This is a genomic window from Mycobacterium sp. NGS29 (assembly GCF_059812965.1).
In genome coordinates this window covers 102,217-124,672 of sequence record NZ_JCALDR010000014.1, presented here as the reverse complement: position 1 = coordinate 124,672, position 22,456 = coordinate 102,217, and the positions used below count along the sequence as shown (strand labels likewise).

The following is a 22,456-nucleotide window of genomic DNA, read 5'->3' as shown; positions in this document are numbered from 1 at the left end:
CGAGCTAATTGGGTTGCGCGGCAGGACGATTCGGGTCCAACACGTCGACGCCGTCGCTGAACCAGGCCTGGCGCATCGCTTCGGCACCTTTGAGCCGCACCCAGGCAGCCTCGGTCGCGGTGACCGGCGTCGCGGAAAGGAATTCCACCGGCGCCCGCGGTGCCTGCAGCGGCAGGTCGGCAATCTCGCTGTGCCCCAACAACACCGCGGTGAACGGCGCGCCCGACCACAGTGGCGCACCCAGGTCGATCAGCGCGTCGGCCACCAGCACCATGCCTTCCACCGCCGGGGTCGCGGCCACTATGGCCAGGCTGCGCGCCAATCCGGTGACCGGTCCCGGATCACGCAGCCGCAGCACCACTTCGGCACGCGGGCCGCGAAGCTGGTCGGTGACCAGCTCGGTCGGATCGGTCATCGCAGCCCGCGAACATCCCAGGGTGACGTAGTGCGTCACGCCGGCCGCGCGGAACCGCAACACCTCGATGGGTTCGGCACCGAGGAAGGTGACACTCGCCGAATCCGGTTCGATACCGGCGAAGTGACTGCGCAGGTGGCCCCGCACCGCGTCGAGTGTCACTTGACGCGCGGCAGCGTGAGGTTCACGCCGGTGTCGGCGTCGAACACAGCGATTTTGCCGGGATCGAAGGCCAATTCGATCTGCTGGCCCATGGCCGCCTTCGATTCAGCGGAAACCCTTGCCACGAACTGATTCTCGTTGACCTCCGATTCGGCGGCCACTTCGTCCAGCCGGGCCGAGTGAACTTCGGGACCGGCCGTGGTGAAGTACACATACTTGTCCGACCCCAGCGATTCGACCAGGTCGACGCCGGCCGGGAACACCAGCGAACCGATCCGCTGATAGCCGTCGATCAACGCGGCATCGGCGATGTGCTCGGGGCGCACCCCCACGATGACGATGTCCGGTGCGGCGTGCGATGCGATCACATCCTGCACCTCGGGGGACAGCGTCACCTCGCCGAACGGCAGCTTCAACCCGAGGGTCGTCAACGTGGCAGGGAAGAAGTTCATCGCCGGCGAGCCGATGAAGCCGGCGACGAACAGATTCGCCGGCCGCTCGTAAAGCTCAGTGGGCGTACCGATTTGCTGGGCCAGACCGCTGTGCATCACCACCACCCGGTCGCCCAGCGTCATCGCCTCGGTCTGATCGTGGGTGACATAGACGGTGGTGGTACCCAGCCGCTTCTGCAACCGGGCGATCTCGCCGCGCATCTGCACCCGCAGCTTGGCGTCGAGGTTGGACAACGGCTCGTCCATCAGAAATGCCTTGGGGTGGCGCACGATTGCCCTGCCCATCGCGACCCGCTGCCGCTGGCCGCCGGAGAGCTGCGCGGGCCGGCGATCCAGCAGGGCAGTCAGATCCAGGATCTTCGCGGTCTCCTCGACCTTCTGCGCGATGTCGGCTTTCTTCAGCTTGGCCAGCGTCAGCGGAAACGCGATGTTCTGGCGCACCGTCATGTGCGGGTACAACGCGTAGGACTGGAACACCATGGCGATGTCGCGGTCCTTGGGCGCTTTCTCGTTGACCCGCTCCCCGCCGATACGCAGCTCGCCCGACGAGATGTCCTCGAGTCCGGCAATCATGTTCAGCGTGGTGGTCTTTCCGCAGCCGGACGGGCCGACCAGGATCAGGAATTCGCCGTCGGCGATGGTGATGCTCAGGTCCCGAACGGCCACGTGACCGTCGGCGTAGCTCTTGTGCACATGTTCCAGCACGATCTCGGCCATCGCGTCAACTATCCCTTCACAGCCCCAGAGGTCAACCCGGCGACGATCTTTCGCTGAAAGACCAGTACGAAGACGATGATCGGAACCGTGATGACAATCGCTCCCGCCGCGATCGATCCCGTCGGCTCCTCGAACTGCGAACTGCCGGTGAAGTTCGCGATCGCCACCGGCGCAGTCGTCGCAGCCTTGGTGGCGGTCAGCGACAACGCCAGCAGCAGGTCGTTCCAGGCGAAGATGAACACCAGGATGGCCGCGGTCACCAGGCCGGGTGCCGCCAGCGGCGCGATCACCTTGACCAGCGCCTGCGCCGGGGTCGCGCCGTCCATCTTGGCCGCCTTCTCCAAATCCCACGGGATTTCCCGGAAGAACGCCGACAGCGTGTAGATCGCCAGCGGCAGCGCGAAGGTGATGTAGGGCAGGATCAACCCCGGCCAGGTGTCGAACAACCCGATCGCCCGTTCGATGTCGAACAACGGCGTCACCAGCGAGATCGCCGGGAACATGGTGATCAGCAGCGTCATACCGATCAGCAACCGCTTACCTGGGAATTCAAGGCGCGCAATGGCATACGCGGCCATGGCACCGAGCAGCACCGCGATCACGGTGGTGATCAACCCGATTCCGATCGAGTTGATCAGCGCCGAGCTGAAGATGTCGCCGCGGAAGATGCCTCGGTAGTTGTCCAGCGTCACCTGGGCCGGAATCAGCTTGCCGTCCTTGACATTCGATGTCGGTTTCAGGGAAAGACTGAAGATCCACAGCACCGGCAACAGTGCGTACACCAGCACCAGTGCGTCGACGACGACCCAGAAAGCGACGCGACGGCCCTCGAACCGTTCAACGGCCATCGGCAGCACTTCCCGGAGCCGCCGCACCGAACAGCTTGATGAAGATCAGCGCGATCATCCCGACGCAGGCGAAGATGAGCACGCTGATCGCCGAACCCAGGCCCAGATTGAAGCCTTTGAACAAGTTGTCGTAGCCCAGGATCGACACCGAGCCGGTGTTGTTGTCGCCCGCGGTCAACACGTAGATGTTGTCGAAGATGCGAAATGCGTCCAAGGTGCGGAACAGCAGCGCGACCACCACCGCGGGCTTGATGATCGGCAGGGTGACCTTCGTCAGCCGCTGCCAGGCGCCCGCGCCGTCGACGTGCGCCGCCCGGAGCAGGTCCTCGGGGACCAACGCCAACCCGGCCAGCAACAGCAGCGCCATGAAGGGCGTGGTCTTCCACACCTCGGCGAGCACCACGATGCCCAGCGACGGAATCTGATGGGTCAGCGGCGCGCTTCCGTCGGGCAGCAGACCGGCCAGGTAACCGGTGCCCGGCGTCCACGCGTAGTACCAGCTGTACGACGCGACCACCGTGACGATTCCGTACGGGATCAGCACCGCGGTGCGCACCAGCCCCCTGCCCAACAGGGTGCGATGCATCACCAGCGCCAACGACAGACCGAGGATGAACTCAACCGTCACCGAGACCACCGTGATCCCCAGCGTCACAGCCAGGGCGCTCCACCAGTACCGGTCGGTCAGGACGGTCTGATAGTTCTCCAGGCCCACGAAGACGGTGTCCTCGGGCGTGGCCAGGTTGTTGCGCTGCAGGCTCAGCCACATCGCGTAACCGATCGGATAGGCCGTGACGGCCAGCATCATCGTCACTGCCGGCGCGACCAGCAGGTACGCCAGCCGCCGCTCCGAGGCGGTCACGGCAGCAACCCCTTGCCATCGAGGGCCTTCTGCACTTCAACCACGAGGTCGTCGGCGGTGCGCTCGGGGTCGATCGCGGTGATGGGGCTCAGCGCCGACGCCAGCCGGATGGACAACGCCTGGTAGGCGGGGGTCGCGGGCCGCACCGCGGCCTCGGTCAGCTGTTGGCGAATGATGCCGTACATCGGGTACTTCGCCTGGAACTGCGGGTCGGAGTACAGCGAGACCCGCACCGGCGGCAGACCGCCCTCCATCGACACGTACTTCTGGTTCTGCAGGTCGCGCAGGCACCGGACCGCTTCGAAGGCCTCAGCCCGGTGGCGGGTGGTCGACGCCACGGCCAGGTTCAATCCTCCGATGGTGACTCTGGCCGGGCGACCGTCCAGGCCGGGGTAACGCGCAAAGTCGAACACCTTGCGACTGGCCGCGTAGGCGGTGCGGAACTGCTCGTCGCTGGGTGCGAATGTGCCGAGCTTGTTGACACTGCCGGCCAGCTCGGGCAGCCGGTCCAGGCGCAGGAACGGCACCCCACCCTTGACCGCATTCTCCAGTAGCGACGCCAGGACGTAGGGCCAGTTGACTTCCAGTGCGGCGCGGCCCTGTTCGACCGCCAGGCGCGCGGTGCCCTCGTCGCTGCGGGTGATCGACGGATCGGCCCCCGGCGCGGTGGCCACCGATTTCATGATCCGCAGCGCGGTCACGGTGGCGGCGCGGTGCTCGGGGGTGTCGGTCAGGGTGACGTGCTTGCCGTCCTCGGCGAGCACCCGACCACCGGCGCTGGCCAGCAACGTGTTGAACCACACCACCAGACCTTCGCCCTCGTTGCCCTGGCCGGCAATCCAGCTGGGCTGGCCGGCTGCGTGCAAGCGGGCCGCCTCGGCCAGCATGCCGCTCCAGTCGCGCGGCGGCTGCACCACCAAATCTGCTCGGTACCAGAGCAATTGAGTGTTGGTGGTCAGCGGCGCGGCGTACAGCCGATGATTCCAGGTGGCCGTCTGCAGCGGGCCCGGCAGGGTATCGGCCACCGCGTCGGACTCGGTCAGCCCGGACGGGTCCGCCGATAACGGCAGCGCCCAGCCCGCCTCGGCGAACTCCGCGGTCCACACCACGTCGAGGCCCATCAGGTCCAGGGTGTGATCGTTGCCGGTCAGCCGGCGGGCCAGCTGCAGGCGCTGTTGGTCGGGCGACCTGGCCAGACTCACCTGAGCGATGCGGTAGCGCCCGCCGGCTTGCGCCGTGCAACGCGCCGCCATCGCGGTGTAGGTAGTCCCGTCAGTGGCCGGGGTATACAGGCTGATCGCCAGGCCGGAATTCCCAGAGCCGCAGGCCGCGGTCACCGACGCGACGGTGAGCGCCGCCAGCGCGGCCGCCCCCCAACGCCGCAACAGCAACCTTCCGCCCCAGCGTCAGATCGCCAGGCGCGCCAGCAGGTCTCGTGCCTTCTCCGCGTTCTGCGGATCGCAGAGCACGTCGTAACGCCCGGCCACCAATTGCATGGTCGAGCTGAAGTCCCTGGTCCCGCGCGCCATCGCGTAGGGCACCGCTGAGGTGATCAAACCGAAGAAGACTCCGGCAACCAGGCCGGTGACCAGCGCACCCCACGGGTTCGGGCTGAAAAAGCCCAGCACCAGCCCGATGAACAGCCCGAGCCACGCCCCGCTGAGCACACCACCACCCAGCACCTTGCCCCAGGTGAGCCGCCCGGTCACCCGTTCCACCTGCATCAGGTCGACGCCGACGATCGTCACCTGCTGCACCGGAAACTCTTGATCGGACAGGTAATCGACGGCGCACTGCGCCTCAGCGTAAGTGGGGTACGACCCAACCGGCCAGCCGTTGGGCGGGGTGGGCAATCCGGGCACATTGCGCCGACCCGCGGCACCACGGCCCGCCGCGGGCCCGGGTTGTTCGGGTTGGAATGGGCTAGTCATCGGTCCTCATTCTTTCACGTCCCTGGTCCACGCACTATGCAGCGGGCCCGGCCGCGTCCGCAACGGTCCGGATATCCCCTGGCCACCGGCCCGTGCGCGGGTAAAGTCGACCACCATGACAGCTCCCCGCGACGACGGCGCGGCCTACGGGGGATCCTCGTCCCCGTACGACGAAACCCAGTGGGCAGTGCCAGGGTCCTCGCAACCGGCCCCGAGCTACCCGCCCCCCTACCCGTCGACGCCGCCGCCCGGCTACGCACCTCCGCCGAACTATGGCGCCATGCCGTATCCCGCTGCGCCGCCTCCTCCGGCCTACCCGGCTCCCGGTTACCCGCCCTATCCGGGACCGATCAGTCCCTACTACCCCGCCGCCCCCGGCAACAACGGCATGGCCCTCGCGGCGCTGATCACCTCGATCGTGGGTGTGGTGATCGGCATTCCGCTGATGTTGTTCTGCTTCATCGGGGCGGCGCTGCCCATTACCGCCGTGGTGCTGGGCGTCGTCGCACTGAACCAGATCAAACAAACCCAGCAGCCCGGACGCGGCATGGCGATCGCGGGCATCGCGGTGGGTGGGACGACGCTGGGGCTCGGCGCGGTGTTTTTCATCATCTACCTCGTCGCGATGGCCGCTGCCAGCCGCTGATCGCACACCCCGCGCGACCCGTTCGGCGGACTCGCCACGCGTGACCGCCGAGGGCGCTCCTAGGCTCTTATCTATGGGATCCGTCAACAGGGTGTACGTGGCGCGGCTGCCGCGCATGATGGTGCTGGGTCCACTCGGGGAATCCTTCGGACGGGTCCGCGACGTCGTGATCGGCATCAGCATCGTGCGTCAGCAACCCCGGGTACTGGGGCTGGTCGTCGACCTGGCCACCCGGCGCAGCATCTTCATCCCGATGCTGCGAGTCGCAGCAATCGAGCCCAGCGCGGTCACGCTGAGCACCGGCAACGTGTCGCTGCGTCATTTCGAGCAGCGGCCGGGTGAGGTGCTCGCGGTGGGCCAGGTGCTGGACACGCAGGTCAAGGTCAACGATCCCGACCTGCCGGAGTTGGCCGGACTGGACTTCGTTGTCGCCGATCTCGGGATCGAGCAGACCCGGACCCGCGACTGGGTGGTGAGCCGGGTCGCGGTGCGCACCCATCGCCGGCTGCGACGGCGCGGGCCGGTGCACGTAGTGGACTGGCAGAACGTGCACGGCCTGACGCCGTCGGCACTGGCGATGCCCGGGCAGGGTGTGGCTCAGCTGCTGGACCAGTTCGAAGGGCGCAAGGCGGTCGACGTCGCCGACGCCATCCGTGGCCTGCCGTCCAAACGCCGCTACGAGGTGTTCAGCGCCCTCAACGACGAGCGGCTGGCCGACATCCTGCAGGAGCTGCCCGAACTCGACCAGGCCGAGGTGCTGTCCCAGCTGGGCACCGAGCGCGCCGCCGACGTCCTGGAGGAGATGGATCCCGACGACGCGGCCGACCTGCTCGGCGTGCTCAATCCCACCGACGCCGAAGTGTTGCTGACCCGGATGGATCCCGACGATTCCGACCCGGTGCGACGGCTGCTCAAGCACTCCCCCGACACCGCGGGCGGTCTGATGACCTCCGATCCGGTGGTGCTCGCCCCGGACACCTCGGTCGCCGAGGCGCTGGCCCGGATGCGCGACCCCGACCTGACCGCCGCGCTGGCGTCGATGGCGTTCGTGTCGCGGCCACCGACGGCCACTCCGACCGGGCACTACCTGGGTTGTGTGCATCTGCAGCGGCTGCTGCGCGAGGCGCCGGCCGAACTGGTCGGCGGAATCGTCGACAGCGATCTGCTGACCCTCACACCGGAGACCCCGCTGGCCGCGGTGACTCGGTATTTCGCTGCCTACAACCTGGTATGTGGACCGGTGGTCGACGATCAGAACCATCTGTTGGGTGCGGTGACCGTCGACGACCTGCTGGATCACCTGCTACCGCATGACTGGCGGGTGGACGTGCCGCAGCTCGACCCGGCCGGCCGGCCGGCACGACCCGGAGGTTCATCGGAGTGAGCAAGTCCTCGACCCCGCGGGGCCTGTACACCCCGCGCACGTCGCGCCGATTCACCCCCCGGCTGGATCCCGAGGCCGTAGGGCAGATCACCGAATCCATCGCCCGGTTCTTCGGCACCGGCCGCTATCTGCTGCTGCAGACGGTGTTCGTGATGATTTGGATTGCCCTGAATCTGTGGGCCGTGCGCTGGCGGTGGGACCCCTATCCGTTCATCCTGCTCAACCTGGCGTTCTCCACCCAGGCGGCCTATGCGGCCCCGCTGATCCTGCTGGCCCAGAACCGGCAGGAGAACCGCGACCGCGTGGCCCTGGAAGAGGATCGGCGCCGCGCCGCCCAAACCAAGGCCGACACCGAGTACCTGGCGCGCGAACTGGCCGCGCTGCGGCTGGCCGTCGGCGAGGTCGCCACCCGCGATTACCTGCGCCACGAACTCGAAGATCTGCGCGACATGCTCGCGAATCTGGCGGCCGGGGCGCCGGACGGTGACGCCGTGCGGGTGCCCGACGGTGCCGAGCGGCGAGCTAAGAAATCGAGCTGAGAAACCTCTGAACCATTGCGCAACTCCCGTTACAAGAGTTATGTATGGTGATCTAGTTCACGAAGCTAACAAGACGCTAACAATCAGGTCAGCTTTCCCGGCGGCTCATGAATCGAGGACGGTCGAGGTGCGCATAGGGGGACGCTGGGGTGTTGGCCCGGCCGTCGCGAAAGTGCGGCAGGGGGCACTTCACGTGACGAGGACGCCGGCTTTCGGCGTCGTGATGATCTCCCCCCTGATCTTCGCCGGCGCGGTCAGCGGCGCGGCGCCCGCGATGCACGGCAAGCTGCCGTCGCGCACCGCGATCGCACCGGTCGCCGCAGTGGGCCCGGCTCCGCACGTCGACCTGTCCGGCCCGACGGTCATCTCCGTGCAGCGGGTGCCGACCAGCTTCCACGTCGCCGCCGCGCACAGTTCCGCGCCGCCGCCCCCGACAGTCGTCAATTCCCCTGGCGCTCTTGGCATTCCGATCATGGCTTTGTCTGCATACCGCAACGCCGAGCACAAGATGTCCACGCTGGAACCCAATTGCGGGGTCAGCTGGAATCTGCTCGCCGGGATCGGCCGCATCGAATCCGGCCACGCCGGAGGCGGCGCCGTCGATGCCCGCGGCACCGCAACCAACCCGATCTACGGTCCGTCGCTGGACGGCTCCCTGCCCGGCAACGAGGTGATCGTCCAGAGCAACCAGGGCAACCGGGTGACCTACGCCCGCGCGATGGGACCGATGCAGTTCCTGCCCGGCACCTGGGCGCGTTACGCCATTGACGGTGACGGCGACGGCATCCCCGATCCGCAGAACCTGTTCGACGCGACCATGGCCGCTGCCCGGTATCTGTGCAGTGGCGGGCTCAACCTGCGCGACCCGGCGCAGGTGATGGCCGCGATCCTGCGTTACAACAACTCGATGTCCTACGCCCAGAACGTGTTGGGCTGGGCCGCCGCCTACGCCACCGGTGTGGTCCCGGTCGACCTGCCGCCGATCACCGGGCCGCCGCCGCCCATCGGCGATGCTCACCTCGAGCGGACCGAAGGCCTGGGACCCAACCTGCCGCTGAATGTGACCGGACTGGGCGTGAACGACCCGCTGGGGCAGCACATGCCGTTGATCGACTTCGGTCAGCCGCAGATCGTGGCGCAGTACCCCAACCTGAACGGTCCGCCGCAAGCACCGGCGTGGCCCTGGCTGCCGCCGGCCCAACAGCCGGCCCCGCTCCCGACGAACACCCCGGGATGCACGCTGATCTGCATCAGCTCGCAGAACCCCGAGGCTGTTCAGCCCGGGATAGCGCCGGTTCCCAACGGGGGCATCGTGCTTGCGCCGGCTCCGCCGCCGGCCGCGCCGCCGTTCCCGGATCCGTTTGCTCCGCCCGCCGCCCCGGCGCCGATGGCACCGCCGGCTCCGGCCGCTCCGGCCCCTGCCGCTCCGGCCCCGACAGGCCCGGCACCGGCCCCGCGGGCGCCCAACGCGTCGCCGTCGCCCAAGCCGGCCGGTCCGCAGCAGCCCAGCCCGCCGGCGCCCGGCGAGCCGGCGCTCGGCCCGGTCAGCTGACCGTCCGGGAGCCCGCGCCGCACGCCGCCTAGACTCGGCGGTGATGTCCGGAACCCGAGATGACGCCGACGATCTGACCACCGCGATTCGCACCGCGCTGGCTAGAGTGATCGACCCCGAACTGCGGCGCCCGATCACCGAACTCGGGATGGTCAAAAGCATCGACCTCGGGCCCGACGGTGGCGTGCACGTCGGGATCTACCTGACCACCGCCAGCTGCCCGAAAAAGTCCGAGATCAGTGCCCAGGTCACCCAGGCGGTCAACGACGTGCCCGGCACCGGCGCGGTCCAGGTGAGCCTGGACGTGATGAGCGACGAGCAACGCACCGAGTTGCGCAAGCTGTTGCGCGGCGACGCCGCCGAACCCGTCATCCCGTTCGCCCAGCCCAGCTCGCTGACCAGGGTGTACGCGGTCGCCTCGGGCAAGGGCGGGGTCGGCAAGTCCACCGTCACGGTCAACCTGGCCGCGGCGATGGCCGCCCGCGGGCTGTCCGTCGGCGTACTCGACGCCGACATCCACGGCCACTCCATCCCCCGGATGATGGGCACCACCGACCGGCCCACGCAGGTGGAGTCGATGATTCTGCCGCCCATCGCCCACGAGGTGAAGGTGATCTCGATCGCCCAGTTCACCCGGGACAACACGCCGGTGGTGTGGCGCGGGCCGATGCTGCACCGCGCGCTGCAGCAGTTCCTGGCCGACGTGTACTGGGGTGACCTGGACGTGCTGCTGCTGGACCTGCCGCCGGGCACCGGTGACGTCGCCATCTCCCTGGCCCAGCTGCTGCCGAACGCGGAGATCCTGGTGGTGACCACGCCGCAGGCCGCCGCCGCCGAAGTGGCCGAACGGGCCGGCAGCATCGCCATCCAGACCCGGCAGCGCATCGTCGGCGTGGTGGAGAACATGTCCGGGTTGACGCTGCCGGACGGCACCACGCTGCACGTGTTCGGCGAGGGCGGCGGCCGGCAGGTCGCCGAACGGCTGTCACGTGCCGTCGGCGCGGATGTGCCGCTGCTGGGTCAGATTCCGCTGGATCCGGCGCTGGTGAGCGCCGGCGACGCGGGGGTGCCCGCGGTGCTCACCGCGCCCGACTCCGCGGTGGGCAAAGAACTCGGCCGGATCGCCGACAGCCTGTCCTCGCGGCGGCGCGGCCTGGCCGGCATGTCGCTCGGGCTGGACCCCACCCGGCGCTGACCACGGGGCTACGTCGCGTCGGTGTCGAACGGGGTGCGTTCGGGCGGAGGCGGCGGGGGCGTCTTGTTGGGCTCCGGCGCGCTGGCGGGTTGATCGAAGTTACCGGTGAAGATCGAGTCGTCGCCGTCGAGCAGGTGTTTGGTCAGCGCCGCGCGTGGGGTCATGCCGCGCAGCTTCTGCAACTCCCCGATCTGGCCGCGCAGATCGTCGAACTCGGGCCCGATGTCTTCGCGCAGCTGGTTGGTCATGCCGCTGAGGTAATCGCGGGCCTGGCGCAGCGCGCCGGTGGTCCAGCGGATGGCGCCGGGCAACCGTTCGGGTCCCAACACCACCAGCCCGACCACGAGCAGGACGAGCATCTCGCCCCAACCGATGTTGGCGAACATCAGCTGGGACGGTGATGACCCGCGGCGCCCGGCTGCGCCGCGCTTGCGATCATCAGGGTCGAATGGTGATGACCCGCGGCGCCCGGCTGCGCCGCGCTTGCGATCATCACGAGCTCGTGTCGGCGTCTGGTTTGACGGTCAGGGTGACCGGGCGTCCGTCGCGGACCACCTCGATCTGAGCGTCCTGGCCGATGGTGAGCTGCCGGACCGCCACGACCGCCTCGTCGGAATCGGCGACTTTGCGCCCGCCGATCTTGACGATCACGTCGTTCTCCAGGATGCCGCCCTTCTGCGCGGGCCCGCCCGCCTTGACATTGGCCACCTGGGCGCCCGAGGCGATCGCGTTGCTCACCGAGCGGGTGCTGATCCCCAACGTCGGGTGCTGGATCTTTCCGTCCTTGATCAGGGTTTCGGCCACCAGCTTCATCTCGTTGACCGGGATGGCGAAGCCGAGCCCGCTGGCGCTGTCGGACAGCGACTTGCCGGCGCTGTTGATACCGATCACCTGGGAGTCCATGTCGATCAGGGGCCCGCCGGAGTTGCCGTGGTTGATCGAGGCGTCGGTCTGGATGGCGTCGAGCACGGTGTCGGTGTCCGAACCCTCGCCGGACAACGGCACCGGGCGGTGCAGCGCGCTGACGATGCCGTGGGTGACGGTGCTGCGCAGGCCCAGCGGCGCGCCGGCCGCAATCACCTCATCACCCACCCGCACCTTGTTGGAGTCACCCAGCCGCGCCACGCTCAGGTTGTTGACGTTGTCGACTTTGAGCACGGCCAGGTCGGTCTTCGGGTCGCGCCCGACCAGGCTGGCCGGCACCTCTTTGCCGTCGTTGAAGACCACGGTCAGTTTGAACTGGCTGGGATTGTTGGCGGCCTCGGAGATCACGTGGTTGTTGGTGACGATGTAACCGCGCCCGTCGATGACGACGCCGGAACCCTGCATGCCCTCCTGGTCGCTTTTGGCTTCGATGGTCACCACCGAGTCGGCCACCGCGGCAGCCACCTTGGTGAACCGGCCGGCCGGTTCCTCGGCGTTGCCGGCGGTCGACAACGTCACCTTGGAGGTGGTGAACGCCTCGACCACCTCTGCCGTCTTGCGGCCGATCACACCACCGAGCGCGCCGATCACCAGCGCGATCAGCAGCAGCACCGCCAGCGCGAGGTAGGACACCTTGCCGCCGAACAGCACGTCGCGCACTCCGAGCTTGCCGGTGTGCCGCTGCTCGGCGTGTGTGACGACCGGCGGCAGCGCGGGGGTGCCCAGCGCTGCGCCCGCCGCGGGGTCGCGCCACGGATCGTCGGGCTCGTCGTCCCCGTCGCCGTTCTTCTCGGCGGCCAGCGCGGTGGCGTCGATCGGATGCCGTTGCAATGTTTCGGTGGCACCGAACGGCCGGCCGAAGGCGTCGGCCAGCACCGGGTCGGTGGGCCGGTCGTGCGGCCGGAACTCGGACTGGTCCCGGTACTTCGGCGGGCGCACCCGCTCGGCCACGAAGGATCCCTGCTGACCGGCCGGGCGGCCGAACGTCTGACGGGAGGACGGGTCGACCGGCGGCCGGTAGATGGGGCGCGGTGCCAGCCGTTCGGTGTCCTGGCCGATGTTGTTGCCTTCGTCGGAGGTCACAGTTCCTCTTCTAGATCCATTGCTGAGCCCGACACGGGCATGTCCGCATCCACCCTAGTATCCACGGGTCACCGCGGGGCGGCGTGAACCGCGGCAGGCAAAGCTCAAGCTAGCTGCGCTTCCGCTGATCACCGGGGTCGGCGAACGGGTCGGAAAATGGCGCCGAACCCTGGTGCGGACTGTGCGGGATCTGCGACAGCAACCCGAGTAGCGAACTGGGGACACGGATCGGGTGAGAGTCGCGCAGCGCGGCGCGCGCGCGAGTGTGATCGTCGACCTCGGCGGCACATTCCTGGCACAGCGACAGATGATGCGCGGCGCGCAAGTGTGCGTTCATCCGCAACTCACCGTCGACATAGGCCGCGATGGCCTCGATGGACAGGTGCTCGGTGGACCGGAACTGACGCGGCGCACCGATCGGGGCGTCACTCTGGGAGGCGAACTGAGCCGGCAGCCAGGAGAACGCGCGCCGGAACACATGCCCCCGGTCGGTCATCACTGAATCCCTTCGCACCCGCACTAGCCCTCGATACCTCGAATGTAGCGCGGCGCGGTGCTCGATAACCATGTTCAGCCCTTATAACCACCGGATTCGGAACCAGTTGGCAACCATGCGGTAGCCGAACCGGCTCACGACAGGTTCAGCTGGCCGCTCGTGCCGACGGGTCGTAGGCGCCCAGGCCATGCCCGGGATGGGCGGCCAGGTAGTCGCGCAGGGCTTGCCGCCCACGGTGGATCCTGCTGCGCACGGTGCCGAGCTTCACGCCCAGCGTGGCGCCGATCTCCTCGTAGGACAGCCCCTCGATGTCACACAACACCACCGCGGCGCGGAATTCCGGCGGCAGCGAGTCCAGCGCGGCCTGCAGATCGGGTCCCAGCCGGGAATCGTGGTAGATCTGCTCGGGGTTCGGCTCGTCGGCGGGAACCCGGTCGTAGTCGTCGGGCAGTGCTTCCATCCGGATCCGGGCGCGGCGCCGGACCATGTCGAGGAACAGGTTGGTGGTGATGCGGTGCAGCCAGCCCTCGAAGGTGCCGGGCTGGTAGTTCTGGACCGAACGGAATACCCGGATGAAGGTCTCCTGAGTCAGGTCCTCCGCGTCGTGCTGGTTGCCGGTCAGACGGTAGGCCAGGCGGTACACCCGGTCGGCGTGCTGGCGCACCAGCTCGTCCCACGACGGCAAGGTGGACTTGTCTCCCGTTGCGTCGAAGACGGCTGTGCCCAGCAGCGCGTCCGACGGCTCCACCCACTCGTCGTCGCGGACCTGCTGCGGGTGGGACATGCTGGTCGGGCTCATGGTGGTGATGGTCTGCTCCTCTGGACTTCCCCTGCCATCCAACGTCGACAGTTCGTCAACCGCGGCAACGCGCAGTTGCCACTGGGTATTCCCCATTTCGTCGCTCCAACCCACACCGCGTTCCATACCGCTCACCGTCGCCTACCCGAGTGTGGTTGAGGTATGAGCAATCTGAGCTTTGGCTGAGAAACCATACTGTTACCTGCGTTTTCCAGCGCTGATGGCGACCGGAGTGACGTTCATCGCGCCGCCGGCTCCGCGCGTGTCCGGGCGGCGCACACCGGGCGCGCCTGACCGACGGCGCAGCCGGTTCGGCATACTCTGCGGACATGTCCACTACCGACGATTCCGCCGGCCGGGTGACCCCCAGCAGAGCTGATGCGCTGGTGGCGCACGCCGAGAAATCGATATCTGAGGATGCAATCCTGACCGGCGCTCGGGAGCGGGCCGCCGACAGCGGAGCCGGCGCGGTCACCCCGGCGGTCGGTGCGCTGTTGAGCGTGCTGGCCAAGCTCAGCGGGGGCAAGGCGGTCGCCGAGGTCGGCACCGGGGTGGGCGTCAGCGGGTTGTGGCTGCTTTCCGGCATGAGCGACGACGGCGTGCTGACCACGATCGACATCGAGCCCGAGTACGTCCGGCAGGCCAAGCAGGCGTTCACCGAAGCGCAGGTGGGGCCGTCGCGTACCCGGCTGATCAGCGGGCGTGCCCAAGAGGTGCTGACCCGCCTCGCCGACAATTCCTACGACCTGGTCTTCATCGACGGCGATCCGATCGATCAGCCGGAGTACGTGGTCGAAGGCGTGCGACTGCTGCGGTCGGGCGGGGTGATCGTGGTGCACCGGGCCGCCCTGGGTGGCCGCGCCGGCGACCCGGAGGCGCGCGACGCCGAGGTGGCGGCGGTGCGCGAGGCCGCGCGACTGATCGCCGAAGACGAGCGCCTCACCCCGGCGCTGATCCCGCTGGGCGACGGCCTGCTGGCCGCCGTCCGGGAGTGAGTTACAGCGCTCCGAGCAGCGTCTCGGCGAGCGCGAACGGGAAATGCACGGTGGCCGTTGTGACCTCGCGAACGCCGTCGCGCACCGCGTTCACGATGGTCGCCGGGTCGCCGCTGAACAGCGCCGTGCCCACGTCGTAGCCCGCGAACTGCGGCGCGGTGATGAAGTTGCGCACGTCGACGAACAGCTGAGTCGGCAGGTTCGCCGGCCCGACGGGCGCGCCGTTGTAGCTCACCATGGTCCAGCCGGTGCCGGGACTGCCCTGCACCACCACCGTCCCGGTGTTCGGCAGCGAGCCGGTGACCAGCAGCAACGGATTGGGATTGTCGACCATCATCATGGTGCCGGTCTCGATGGCCAGCGCGCTGGAGTAGGCGGCGACCGTGTGACTCGGCTGTGTCAGGGCGGCGTTGTACATGGTCTGCACCGCGTCGTTGAAGTTGCTGGCGAAGGTCAGGCCGGTGGGGTTGACGGCGGAGATGCCCAGCATGGGGAAGGCGGGGAAGCCGAGCGTCCACACCACGGGTCCGGCCAGGTAGAGCAGGCCGGCCGGGATCTGCGGCATGTCTTCCAGGAGGCCGGCGTTGATCTCGTTCAGGCCGGGCAGGATGACTTGCGATATCGGCTGCGTGCCCAGCCCCACCAGGTAGGAGGCCGTCTCCTGCGTCCTGATCATCTGCGACGAGAAGATCCCGGCGAAATCGGGCTGTTGGCCGTTGAGCAGGTTGGCAATGGCCTGCGCCTGCTGCACGCCCACCGCGGTCAGCGGCGGCCCGGGCACCGCCGTGTCGAGCAGGTTGGCCACATTGCTGGCGGTCTGCCCGTGCCGGATGAACTCGATGGTGACGGTCTCGGTGCTCGGCGGGATGAAGGTGGGCCCGCCCTGGCCGATGAACAGTCCGGGGTAGCCGCGCGCCCCGATCGGCCCGGTGGTGAGCCCGGTGCCGCCGGCCCCGCCGTAGCCACCGTTGCCGAACAGCAGGGCCTGACCGCCCGCGCCGCCCGCACCGCCGGTACCACCCGCAAGAGCCCCGCCGGCACCCCCGAGCCCACCATTGCCCATCAGCCAACCGCCGACCCCGCCGGTGCCGCCGACCCCGCCGCCGAATCCGGCACCACCCATGCCGCCGGTCCCGATCAGTCCCGCATTGCCGCCGTTGCCGCCGGTCGCCAGCACCCCGCCGGTGGGGCTGTAGCCGGCGCCGCCGTCGCCGAACAGGATGCCGCCGGCACCACCGGTCGGGTTCGCCAGCGTTCCCGCGGCCCCGTTTCCGATCAGATCCCGCCCGAACAGCAGGTTGGTGGGTGCGTTGATGATCGGGTCGACCGCCTGGCCGAACGGGCTGGCTATCCAGGCCTGACCGACCGTGTGAACCGGGTTGTAGATGAGCGTCTGGAACCCGCCGGAGACGATGTCGTTGATCGCCGCCAGGGGCGCCGCGGCCGCTCCACCACCGAGCAGGGTGGCCTCCAGCTGCTGCAGGGCGGCGGCTTCGGCAGCACTGTATGACGTCGCGGCGGCACCCAGGTTCTGCACGAACTGCTGGTGGTAGGCGGCTGCCTGCGCCGCCGCTGCCTGGTATTCGCCGGCGTGGGTGCCGAACAGCGCGGCGATCGCGACGGAGACTTCGTCGGCCGCAGCCGAGGCTGGCAGTAGCGCGCTGAGGTTGCCGGTGCTCAGTGCCGATCCGATCTGCGATGCGCTTGCGGTCGCCGACTCGATGCCGTCCAGTGCCACGGTGACGAATGACATTTCGCTACTCCTCGATGCGTAATTGGCCCGACGGTCATTTTGGCACCTGAACGGCGAAAAGTTGCGGAAATCGACCAAAGTCGCCAGCCGCCGTCGCCCGCGACCTTGACGACGACTGAACAGACGTTTAGTGTCCTGAACATGCGTTCAGTCGACTTGACCGCAGCCGCCCGGATCCGCGACGCGGCCATCGCCCAGTTCGGCGAACACGGTTTCGGGATCGGCCTGCGCGCCATCGCCGAAGCGGCCGGAGTGAGCGCCGGCTTGGTCATTCATCACTTCGGCTCCAAGGACGGTCTGCGCAAGGCCTGTGACGACTACGTCGCCCAAGAGATCCGTGACTCGAAATCCGAGGCGATGAGGTCCAGTGATCCGGCCACGTGGCTGGGGCAGCTGGCCGAGATCGAGTCTTATGCACCATTGATGGCTTATCTGGTACGCAGCATGCAGTCCGGTGGCGAGCTGGCGAAGATGTTGTGGCGAAACATGATTGACAACACCGCGGCCTACCTTGAAGAGGGTGTGCAAATCGGCACCATCAAACCGAGCCGCGATCCACAGGCCCGGGCCAAATACCTGAGTATCACCGGCGGCGGCGGATTCCTGCTGTATCTGCAAATGCACGACACACCCACCGATCTGCGCAAAGTTCTGCGCGACTACGCCGAGGACATGGTGCTGCCCGCCCTCGAGATCTATTCCGAGGGCCTGCTGACCGACCACACCATGTATGACGCGTTTCTGGCCAACGAGAAAGGAGATTCCGATGTCAGCTGACCACCCGGCACCCATCGACATTCGCGGCCTCACCAAGAAATTCGGCAGCGTCCGCGCACTCGACGGTCTGGACCTGTGTGTCCGCCAAGGTGAAGTGCACGGCTTCCTGGGCCCCAACGGCGCCGGCAAGTCGACCACCATCCGCATCCTGCTGGGCGTGGTCCGGGCCGACGGTGGCACGGTCCGACTACTGGGCGGCGATCCCTGGACCGATTCCGTTCAACTGCACCGCCGAATCGCCTATGTGCCAGGCGATGTCACGCTGTGGCCGGCCTTGACCGGAGGCGAGACCATCGACCTGCTCGCTCGCATGCGCGGTGGCATCGACCAACAGATGCGCGCCGAACTGATCGAGCGGTTCGAGTTCGACCCGCACAAGAAGGTGCGGGCCTACTCCAAAGGCAACCGGCAGAAGGTATCCCTGATCTCGGCGTTCTCGTCGCGTGCCGAACTGCTGCTGCTCGACGAACCCACCAGTGGGCTGGACCCTTTGATGGAGAACGTCTTTCAGCAGTGTGTCGCTGAGGCACGCGACCGCGGCGTGACGGTGCTGCTGTCCAGCCACATCCTGGCCGAGACCGAGGCACTGTGCGAACGGGTCACCATCATCCAGTCCGGCCGGACCGTCGAGAGCGGATCGCTGGAAGCCATGCGGCACCTCAACCGCACTTCGATCAAGGCCGAACTGAGCCGCGACCCAGGCGATCTCACCCGCATCAAGGGAGTCGAAGACGTCAGCATCGAAGGCAACACGCTACGGGCCCAGGTAGACAGCGAAAGCCTGGGCGAGCTGATCCGGGTGCTCGGTGACGCCGGGGTGCGCAGCCTCATCAGCCAACCCCCCTCGCTCGAGGAATTGTTCCTGCGCCACTACCGCACCACCGGGGGCCGGCACGAACGCACGGAGGTGCCGGCCCGATGAGTACTGCCGTCCTGCAACGTCCCGCACCTGCCGCGCGGCGCAGCACGAACTTCACCGGGACCCTGAAATTGTTGCGGCTCTACCTGCGTCGAGACCGGATCGTGCTGCCGCTCTGGGTATTTCTGCTGTCGGCTCCGCTGGGCAGCGTATACATCGGCAGCATCGAAAAGGTCTATCCCACCGCAGCAGAGCGGGCTGCCTTCGCGGCGTCGATCACGGCCAGTCCCGCCCAGCGCGCGCTCTACGGTCCGATCTACGACGACGGCCTCGGCGCCGTCGGCATCTGGAAAGCCGGCATATTCCACGTTCTGATCGCGGTGGCCGTCATCCTCACCGTGATCCGGCACACCCGCGCCGACGAGGAATCCGGGCGCGCCGAGCTCATCGACTCCACCGCGGTGGGCCGCTACGCCAACCTCACCGCCGCATTGCTGTTGTCGTTCGGCGCGTCGCTGGCCACCGGTGTGATCGGCGCGGCCAGCCTGCTCGCCACCGACGTCGACCCGGCCGGGTCGGTAGCCTTCTGCGCGGCGCTGGCCGCCTCGGGCCTGGTCTTCACCGCGGTCGCCGCGGTCGCCGCGCAGCTGTCCCCGAGTGCCCGGGCGGCCCGCGGCTTCGCGTTGGCGGCGCTGGGTGCCGCGTTCACCCTGCGGGCGGTCGGCGACGCGGGTTCCGGTGCGCTGTCCTGGCTTTCGCCGTTGGGGTGGTCACTGCAGATCCGGCCGTATGCAGGCGATCGCTGGTGGGTGCTGCTGCTGCACTTGGCGGCGACCGCGCTGCTGACCGGCGTGGCTTATCGATTGCTGGCCGGCCGCGATGTCGGCGCCGGTTTGATCGCCGAACGCGCCGGACCCGGCACGGCACCGGCCACGTTGGGCAACGCGTTCGGGCTGGCCTGGCGCCTGGACCGCGGCGCGCTGCTGGTGTGGACGGCGGGACTGTCGCTGTACGGCCTGTTGATCGGCAGTGTGACGCACGGGATCGGCGACGAACTGGGCGGCGGCGCCACCGCACGCGACATCGTGGTGCGCATGGGCGGTACCAGTGCCCTGGAGCAGGCCTTCATTGGGATCGGTTTCGTGATGCTCGGCATGGTGGCGGCCGCGTTCGCCATCTCGCTGTCGCTGCGGCTGCACCAGGAAGAAGCCAGCCAGCGCGCCGAGACGGTGTTGGCCGGGTCGGTGTCGCGGACCCGACTGTTGGCCAGCCACCTGGTGCTCGCACTGGCCGGATCGGCGTTCGCCATGTTGTTGGCCGGTGTGACAGCCGGACTCGCTTACGGCCAGGCGGCCGGTGACGTGGCCGGCAAGCTGCCCGCGGTGATCGGCACCGCGGCTGTGCAGCTGCCTGCGGTGTGGCTGCTGGCAGCGGTCACCGTCGTCTTGTTCGGGTTGGTACCGCGGTTCACCCCGGCCGCATGGGGCGTGCTGGTCGGGTTCGTCGCGGTGTATCTGCTCGGTTCGCTGTCCGGGTCGCCGCAGTGGTTGCTCGATCTGGAGCCGTTCGCGCACACCCCCCGGGTCGGCGGCTCAGACTTCACCGCGGTGCCCCTGCTGTGCCTGCTGGCCCTTGACGGAGTGCTGATCACGTTGGGAGTCATAGCTTTTCGACGGCGAGACATCCGGCCGTGAACACCGCGGCGCGGCTCATATCATCCTCGGCGCTCGGTTTGATCGCCTTCGGCGCCATGCTGTTCATCCCGGCCGGCACGTTCCACTATTGGCAGGCGTGGGTTTTCCTCGCGGTGTTCGCCGTCGCGTCGCTGGGGCCCACCAGCTATCTGGCCCGCACCAATCCGGCTGCTCTGCAGCGACGTCTGCGCGTCGGGCCGGGAGCCGAAACCCGGACGATCCAGAAATTCGTCATTGCCGGCATCTTCGTCGGGTTCGGCGGGACCCTGGTGGTCAGCGCGCTCGATCAGCGGTTCGGCTGGTCGTCGGTGCCGACGGTGGTTGCGCTGACCGGTGACGTGCTGGTCGCGGTCGGTCTGGGCATCGCCATGCTGACTGTCGTCCAGAACAACTACGCCGCGTCGACCGTCACGGTAGAGGCGGACCAGTCGGTGGTCACCAACGGCCTCTACGGCGTGGTGCGGCACCCCATGTACGTCGGGAACCTCGTGCTGATGGTGGCCATACCGCTGGCGCTCGACTCCCTCTGGGGCCTGCTGTTCATGGTCCCGAATACGCTGCTGCTGGTGATACGCATCCTCGACGAGGAGCGGGCTCTGACAGCGCAGCTACCCGGGTACCGCGAGTACACCCAGCTGGTGCGATACCGGCTGGTTCCGCACCTCTGGTAGCGGGCCTAAGGTTGCGGACGTGACCCCGCAACCGGCACCCGCGCTGGACCGTCCGTGGCGTCGCCCGGGGGCGCTGCGCTATGCCCGCGACAAGCTTCGCGGCATGGCCAAACCCCCTGTCACCGTCACCGACCCGCCGTCGGACCTCGTCGTGGACCGGGACGTCGAGGTACCCACCCGCGACGGAACGGTGTTGCGCATCAACGTTTTCCGCACCCAGGCCGGGCCGCGTCCGGTCATCCTCAGCATCCACCCCTACGGCAAGGACAAGCTGCCGACCAAACGGCGCAAGCGGTGGACCTTCTCGCCGCAGTACCGGCTGCTGCGGCAAACCAAGCCGGTGAGCTTCTCGGCTTACACCGGTTGGGAGGCACCGGATCCGGCGTGGTGGACCGCTCGCGGTTTCGTCGTCGTCAACGCCGATAGCCGCGGGTGCGGCCATTCCGAGGGCACCGGCAGGTTGCTGTCGCGGCAGGAGGCCGAGGACACCTACGACGTGGTGCAGTGGCTGGCCGGACAACCGTGGAGTGACGGCCGCGTGGTCATGCTCGGTGTCTCCTACCTGGCGATCAGCCAGTTCGCGGTGGCCGCGCTGCAGCCACCGGCACTACGCGCGATCTGCCCGTGGGAAGGGTTCACCGACGCTTACCGCGACCTGTTGTTCCCCGGCGGAATACGCGAGTCGGGCTTCACCCGGTTGTGGTCACGCCAGGTGCAGGGCGCGACTCGTCAAACCTATGACCTGACCCGGATGCAGGACGAGCACCCGTTGCGCGACGAGTTCTGGCGCTCACTGGTACCCGATCTGTCGGCCATCACGGTCCCCATGCTGGTCTGCGGCAGTTTCTCGGACAACAACCTGCACAGCCGGGGCTCCATCCGGGCGTTCACCCGGGCCGGGTCGCAGCACGCGCGGCTCTACACGCATCGTGGTGGCAAGTGGGCGGAGTTCTACTCCGCTGAAGTGCGCGCCGAACAGCTGAAGTTCTTCCGCGACGTGTTGGACGGTGCGCCGCCGACCCGCAGCGTGCGCCTCGAGGTACGCGAAGATCGTGACACCATCGCCGCGGTGCGTGAGGAAACCGAGTGGCCGCTGACCCGCACCCGTTGGCGGACACTGTATCTCGCGGGCGCTGGTCAGTTGTCAGCTGAGCCGCCGCGAGCGGCAGGCAGCGTCACCTTCGAAAGTGGTTCTCGTGCCGCACTGTTCACGTGGACCGCGCCGACAGACACCGAGCTGACCGGCCCGATGGCGCTGCGGCTGTGGATTCAGCTGGACGGGTGTGCTGATGCGAATCTGTTTGTCGGAGTCGAGAAATGGCGCGATGGTCGGTATGTCGGATTCGAGGGGTCCTACGGATACGGCCGCGACCGGGTCACGACCGGGTGGCAGCGGGCCTCGCTGCGCAGGCTGGATCCCGCGCTGTCCCTGCCGTGGGAACCCGTGCCGGCATGCGATGAGCCGGAACCGATTCCGGCCGGTGCGGTGATCCCGGTGGATGTGGCACTGGGGCCGTCGGCCACGCTGTTCCGCGCCGGCGAACAGCTGCGACTGGTGGTGGCCGGGCAGTGGCTGTGCCCGCGCAATCCGCTGACCGGTCAGTTCCCGGCGGCCTATCCCGGCCCGCCGCGTGGCCTGGTGACGTTGCGCTGGGGGCCGCGCTACGACGCGCACCTGCTGATCCCGGAAATCCCCTGAGCA

22 protein-coding genes are annotated in these 22,456 nt (G+C 68.1%); 11 read left to right on the top strand and 11 right to left on the bottom strand.

Features of this window, described 5'->3' with window-relative positions; genetic code table 11:
- Positions 1-4: 4 nt before the first annotated feature.
- Genes AC5Y5Z_RS18850 through AC5Y5Z_RS18825 form a run of 6 tightly spaced genes read right to left on the bottom strand, consistent with a single transcriptional unit; the run spans position 5 to position 5,387 of the window.
- Complete coding sequence (locus AC5Y5Z_RS18850) at positions 5-577, bottom strand: suppressor of fused domain protein (protein ID WP_499926867.1); 573 nt, start codon at positions 575-577, stop codon at positions 5-7.
- Positions 574-1,746: an ABC transporter ATP-binding protein gene (locus AC5Y5Z_RS18845; RefSeq protein WP_499926865.1), complete on the bottom strand. Its 1,173-nt coding sequence runs from the start codon at positions 1,744-1,746 to the stop codon at positions 574-576. Before AC5Y5Z_RS18845 ends, AC5Y5Z_RS18850 begins: the two co-directional genes overlap by 4 nt.
- An 8-nt stretch (positions 1,747-1,754) precedes the next feature.
- Positions 1,755-2,594 carry a carbohydrate ABC transporter permease gene (locus AC5Y5Z_RS18840; RefSeq protein ID WP_463826696.1) on the bottom strand — a complete coding sequence of 280 codons (840 nt, stop codon included), beginning with the start codon at positions 2,592-2,594 and terminating at the stop codon, positions 1,755-1,757.
- Positions 2,584-3,402, bottom strand: a complete 819-nt coding sequence (locus AC5Y5Z_RS18835; RefSeq protein WP_499926903.1) for a carbohydrate ABC transporter permease — start codon at positions 3,400-3,402, stop codon at positions 2,584-2,586. The genes AC5Y5Z_RS18840 and AC5Y5Z_RS18835 overlap by 11 nt, the downstream gene beginning before the upstream one ends.
- 50 nt (positions 3,403-3,452) lie before the next feature.
- Positions 3,453-4,847, bottom strand: a complete 1,395-nt coding sequence (locus AC5Y5Z_RS18830) for an extracellular solute-binding protein (protein ID WP_463826697.1) — start codon at positions 4,845-4,847, stop codon at positions 3,453-3,455.
- Positions 4,848-4,862: 15 nt separating this feature from the next.
- Entirely contained in the window at positions 4,863-5,387 is a 525-nt protein-coding gene (locus AC5Y5Z_RS18825; protein WP_499926862.1) for a YflT domain-containing protein, read from the bottom strand.
- A 115-nt stretch (positions 5,388-5,502) separates the two neighbouring features.
- Between AC5Y5Z_RS18825 and AC5Y5Z_RS18820 the strand changes: the two genes are divergently transcribed.
- The 5 genes from AC5Y5Z_RS18820 to AC5Y5Z_RS18800 all read left to right on the top strand — a co-directional run bounded on the left by AC5Y5Z_RS18820 (position 5,503) and on the right by AC5Y5Z_RS18800 (position 10,703).
- Complete coding sequence (locus tag AC5Y5Z_RS18820; protein ID WP_463826699.1) at positions 5,503-6,033, top strand: DUF4190 domain-containing protein; 531 nt, start codon at positions 5,503-5,505, stop codon at positions 6,031-6,033.
- Positions 6,034-6,106: 73 nt separating this feature from the next.
- Positions 6,107-7,417: a magnesium transporter MgtE N-terminal domain-containing protein gene (locus tag AC5Y5Z_RS18815; RefSeq protein WP_463826700.1), complete on the top strand. Its 1,311-nt coding sequence runs from the start codon at positions 6,107-6,109 to the stop codon at positions 7,415-7,417.
- Positions 7,414-7,956: a DUF1003 domain-containing protein gene (locus AC5Y5Z_RS18810; RefSeq protein ID WP_463826701.1), complete on the top strand. Its 543-nt coding sequence runs from the start codon at positions 7,414-7,416 to the stop codon at positions 7,954-7,956. Before AC5Y5Z_RS18815 ends, AC5Y5Z_RS18810 begins: the two co-directional genes overlap by 4 nt.
- A gap of 127 nt (positions 7,957-8,083) precedes the next feature.
- Positions 8,084-9,508 carry a lytic transglycosylase domain-containing protein gene (locus AC5Y5Z_RS18805; protein WP_499926859.1) on the top strand — a complete coding sequence of 475 codons (1,425 nt, stop codon included), beginning with the start codon at positions 8,084-8,086 and terminating at the stop codon, positions 9,506-9,508.
- A 43-nt stretch (positions 9,509-9,551) separates the two neighbouring features.
- Entirely contained in the window at positions 9,552-10,703 is a 1,152-nt protein-coding gene (locus AC5Y5Z_RS18800; RefSeq protein WP_463826703.1) for an Mrp/NBP35 family ATP-binding protein, read from the top strand.
- Between the two features lie 8 nt (positions 10,704-10,711).
- Here the strand turns inward: AC5Y5Z_RS18800 and tatB are convergent, their stop codons facing one another.
- The 4 genes from tatB to sigE form a co-directional block, all read right to left on the bottom strand.
- The gene (tatB, locus tag AC5Y5Z_RS18795) at positions 10,712-11,089 is read right to left on the bottom strand and encodes a Sec-independent protein translocase protein TatB (RefSeq protein WP_499926857.1); all 378 of its coding nucleotides are present in this window, start codon (positions 11,087-11,089) and stop codon (positions 10,712-10,714) included.
- Positions 11,090-11,195: 106 nt separating this feature from the next.
- Entirely contained in the window at positions 11,196-12,710 is a 1,515-nt protein-coding gene (htrA, locus tag AC5Y5Z_RS18790) for a serine protease HtrA (RefSeq protein WP_499926855.1), read from the bottom strand.
- A 109-nt stretch (positions 12,711-12,819) separates the two neighbouring features.
- A complete protein-coding gene (gene rseA, locus AC5Y5Z_RS18785) occupies positions 12,820-13,206 on the bottom strand; it encodes an anti-sigma E factor RseA (protein WP_463826706.1) in 387 nt (128 codons plus the stop codon).
- A gap of 145 nt (positions 13,207-13,351) precedes the next feature.
- Positions 13,352-14,131, bottom strand: a complete 780-nt coding sequence (sigE, locus tag AC5Y5Z_RS18780) for an RNA polymerase sigma factor SigE (RefSeq protein ID WP_499926853.1) — start codon at positions 14,129-14,131, stop codon at positions 13,352-13,354.
- A 203-nt stretch (positions 14,132-14,334) separates the two neighbouring features.
- Here sigE and AC5Y5Z_RS18775 point away from each other — a divergent pair, with 203 nt between their 5' ends.
- Positions 14,335-15,000, top strand: coding sequence for an O-methyltransferase (locus tag AC5Y5Z_RS18775; protein WP_463826708.1), 666 nt, complete (start codon positions 14,335-14,337; stop codon positions 14,998-15,000).
- A gap of 1 nt (position 15,001) precedes the next feature.
- On the opposite strand, the gene AC5Y5Z_RS18770 is transcribed toward AC5Y5Z_RS18775, so the two are convergent.
- Positions 15,002-16,753 carry a PE domain-containing protein gene (locus AC5Y5Z_RS18770; RefSeq protein WP_499926851.1) on the bottom strand — a complete coding sequence of 584 codons (1,752 nt, stop codon included), beginning with the start codon at positions 16,751-16,753 and terminating at the stop codon, positions 15,002-15,004.
- A gap of 141 nt (positions 16,754-16,894) precedes the next feature.
- Here AC5Y5Z_RS18770 and AC5Y5Z_RS18765 point away from each other — a divergent pair, with 141 nt between their 5' ends.
- From AC5Y5Z_RS18765 to AC5Y5Z_RS18745, 5 genes are read left to right on the top strand one after another with little or no spacing between them, the layout of a single operon-like run.
- A complete protein-coding gene (locus AC5Y5Z_RS18765) occupies positions 16,895-17,530 on the top strand; it encodes a TetR/AcrR family transcriptional regulator (protein WP_463826710.1) in 636 nt (211 codons plus the stop codon).
- A complete protein-coding gene (locus AC5Y5Z_RS18760) occupies positions 17,520-18,452 on the top strand; it encodes an ABC transporter ATP-binding protein (protein WP_499926849.1) in 933 nt (310 codons plus the stop codon). The genes AC5Y5Z_RS18765 and AC5Y5Z_RS18760 overlap by 11 nt, the downstream gene beginning before the upstream one ends.
- Positions 18,449-20,083 (top strand): ABC transporter permease, encoded by a 1,635-nt coding sequence (locus tag AC5Y5Z_RS18755; RefSeq protein WP_499926847.1) that lies wholly within the window; start codon positions 18,449-18,451, stop codon positions 20,081-20,083. Before AC5Y5Z_RS18760 ends, AC5Y5Z_RS18755 begins: the two co-directional genes overlap by 4 nt.
- Before the next feature lie 56 nt (positions 20,084-20,139).
- Positions 20,140-20,754 (top strand): methyltransferase family protein, encoded by a 615-nt coding sequence (locus tag AC5Y5Z_RS18750; RefSeq protein ID WP_499926901.1) that lies wholly within the window; start codon positions 20,140-20,142, stop codon positions 20,752-20,754.
- Positions 20,755-20,797: 43 nt separating this feature from the next.
- Positions 20,798-22,453: a CocE/NonD family hydrolase gene (locus AC5Y5Z_RS18745; protein WP_499926899.1), complete on the top strand. Its 1,656-nt coding sequence runs from the start codon at positions 20,798-20,800 to the stop codon at positions 22,451-22,453.
- Positions 22,454-22,456 lie beyond the last annotated feature (3 nt).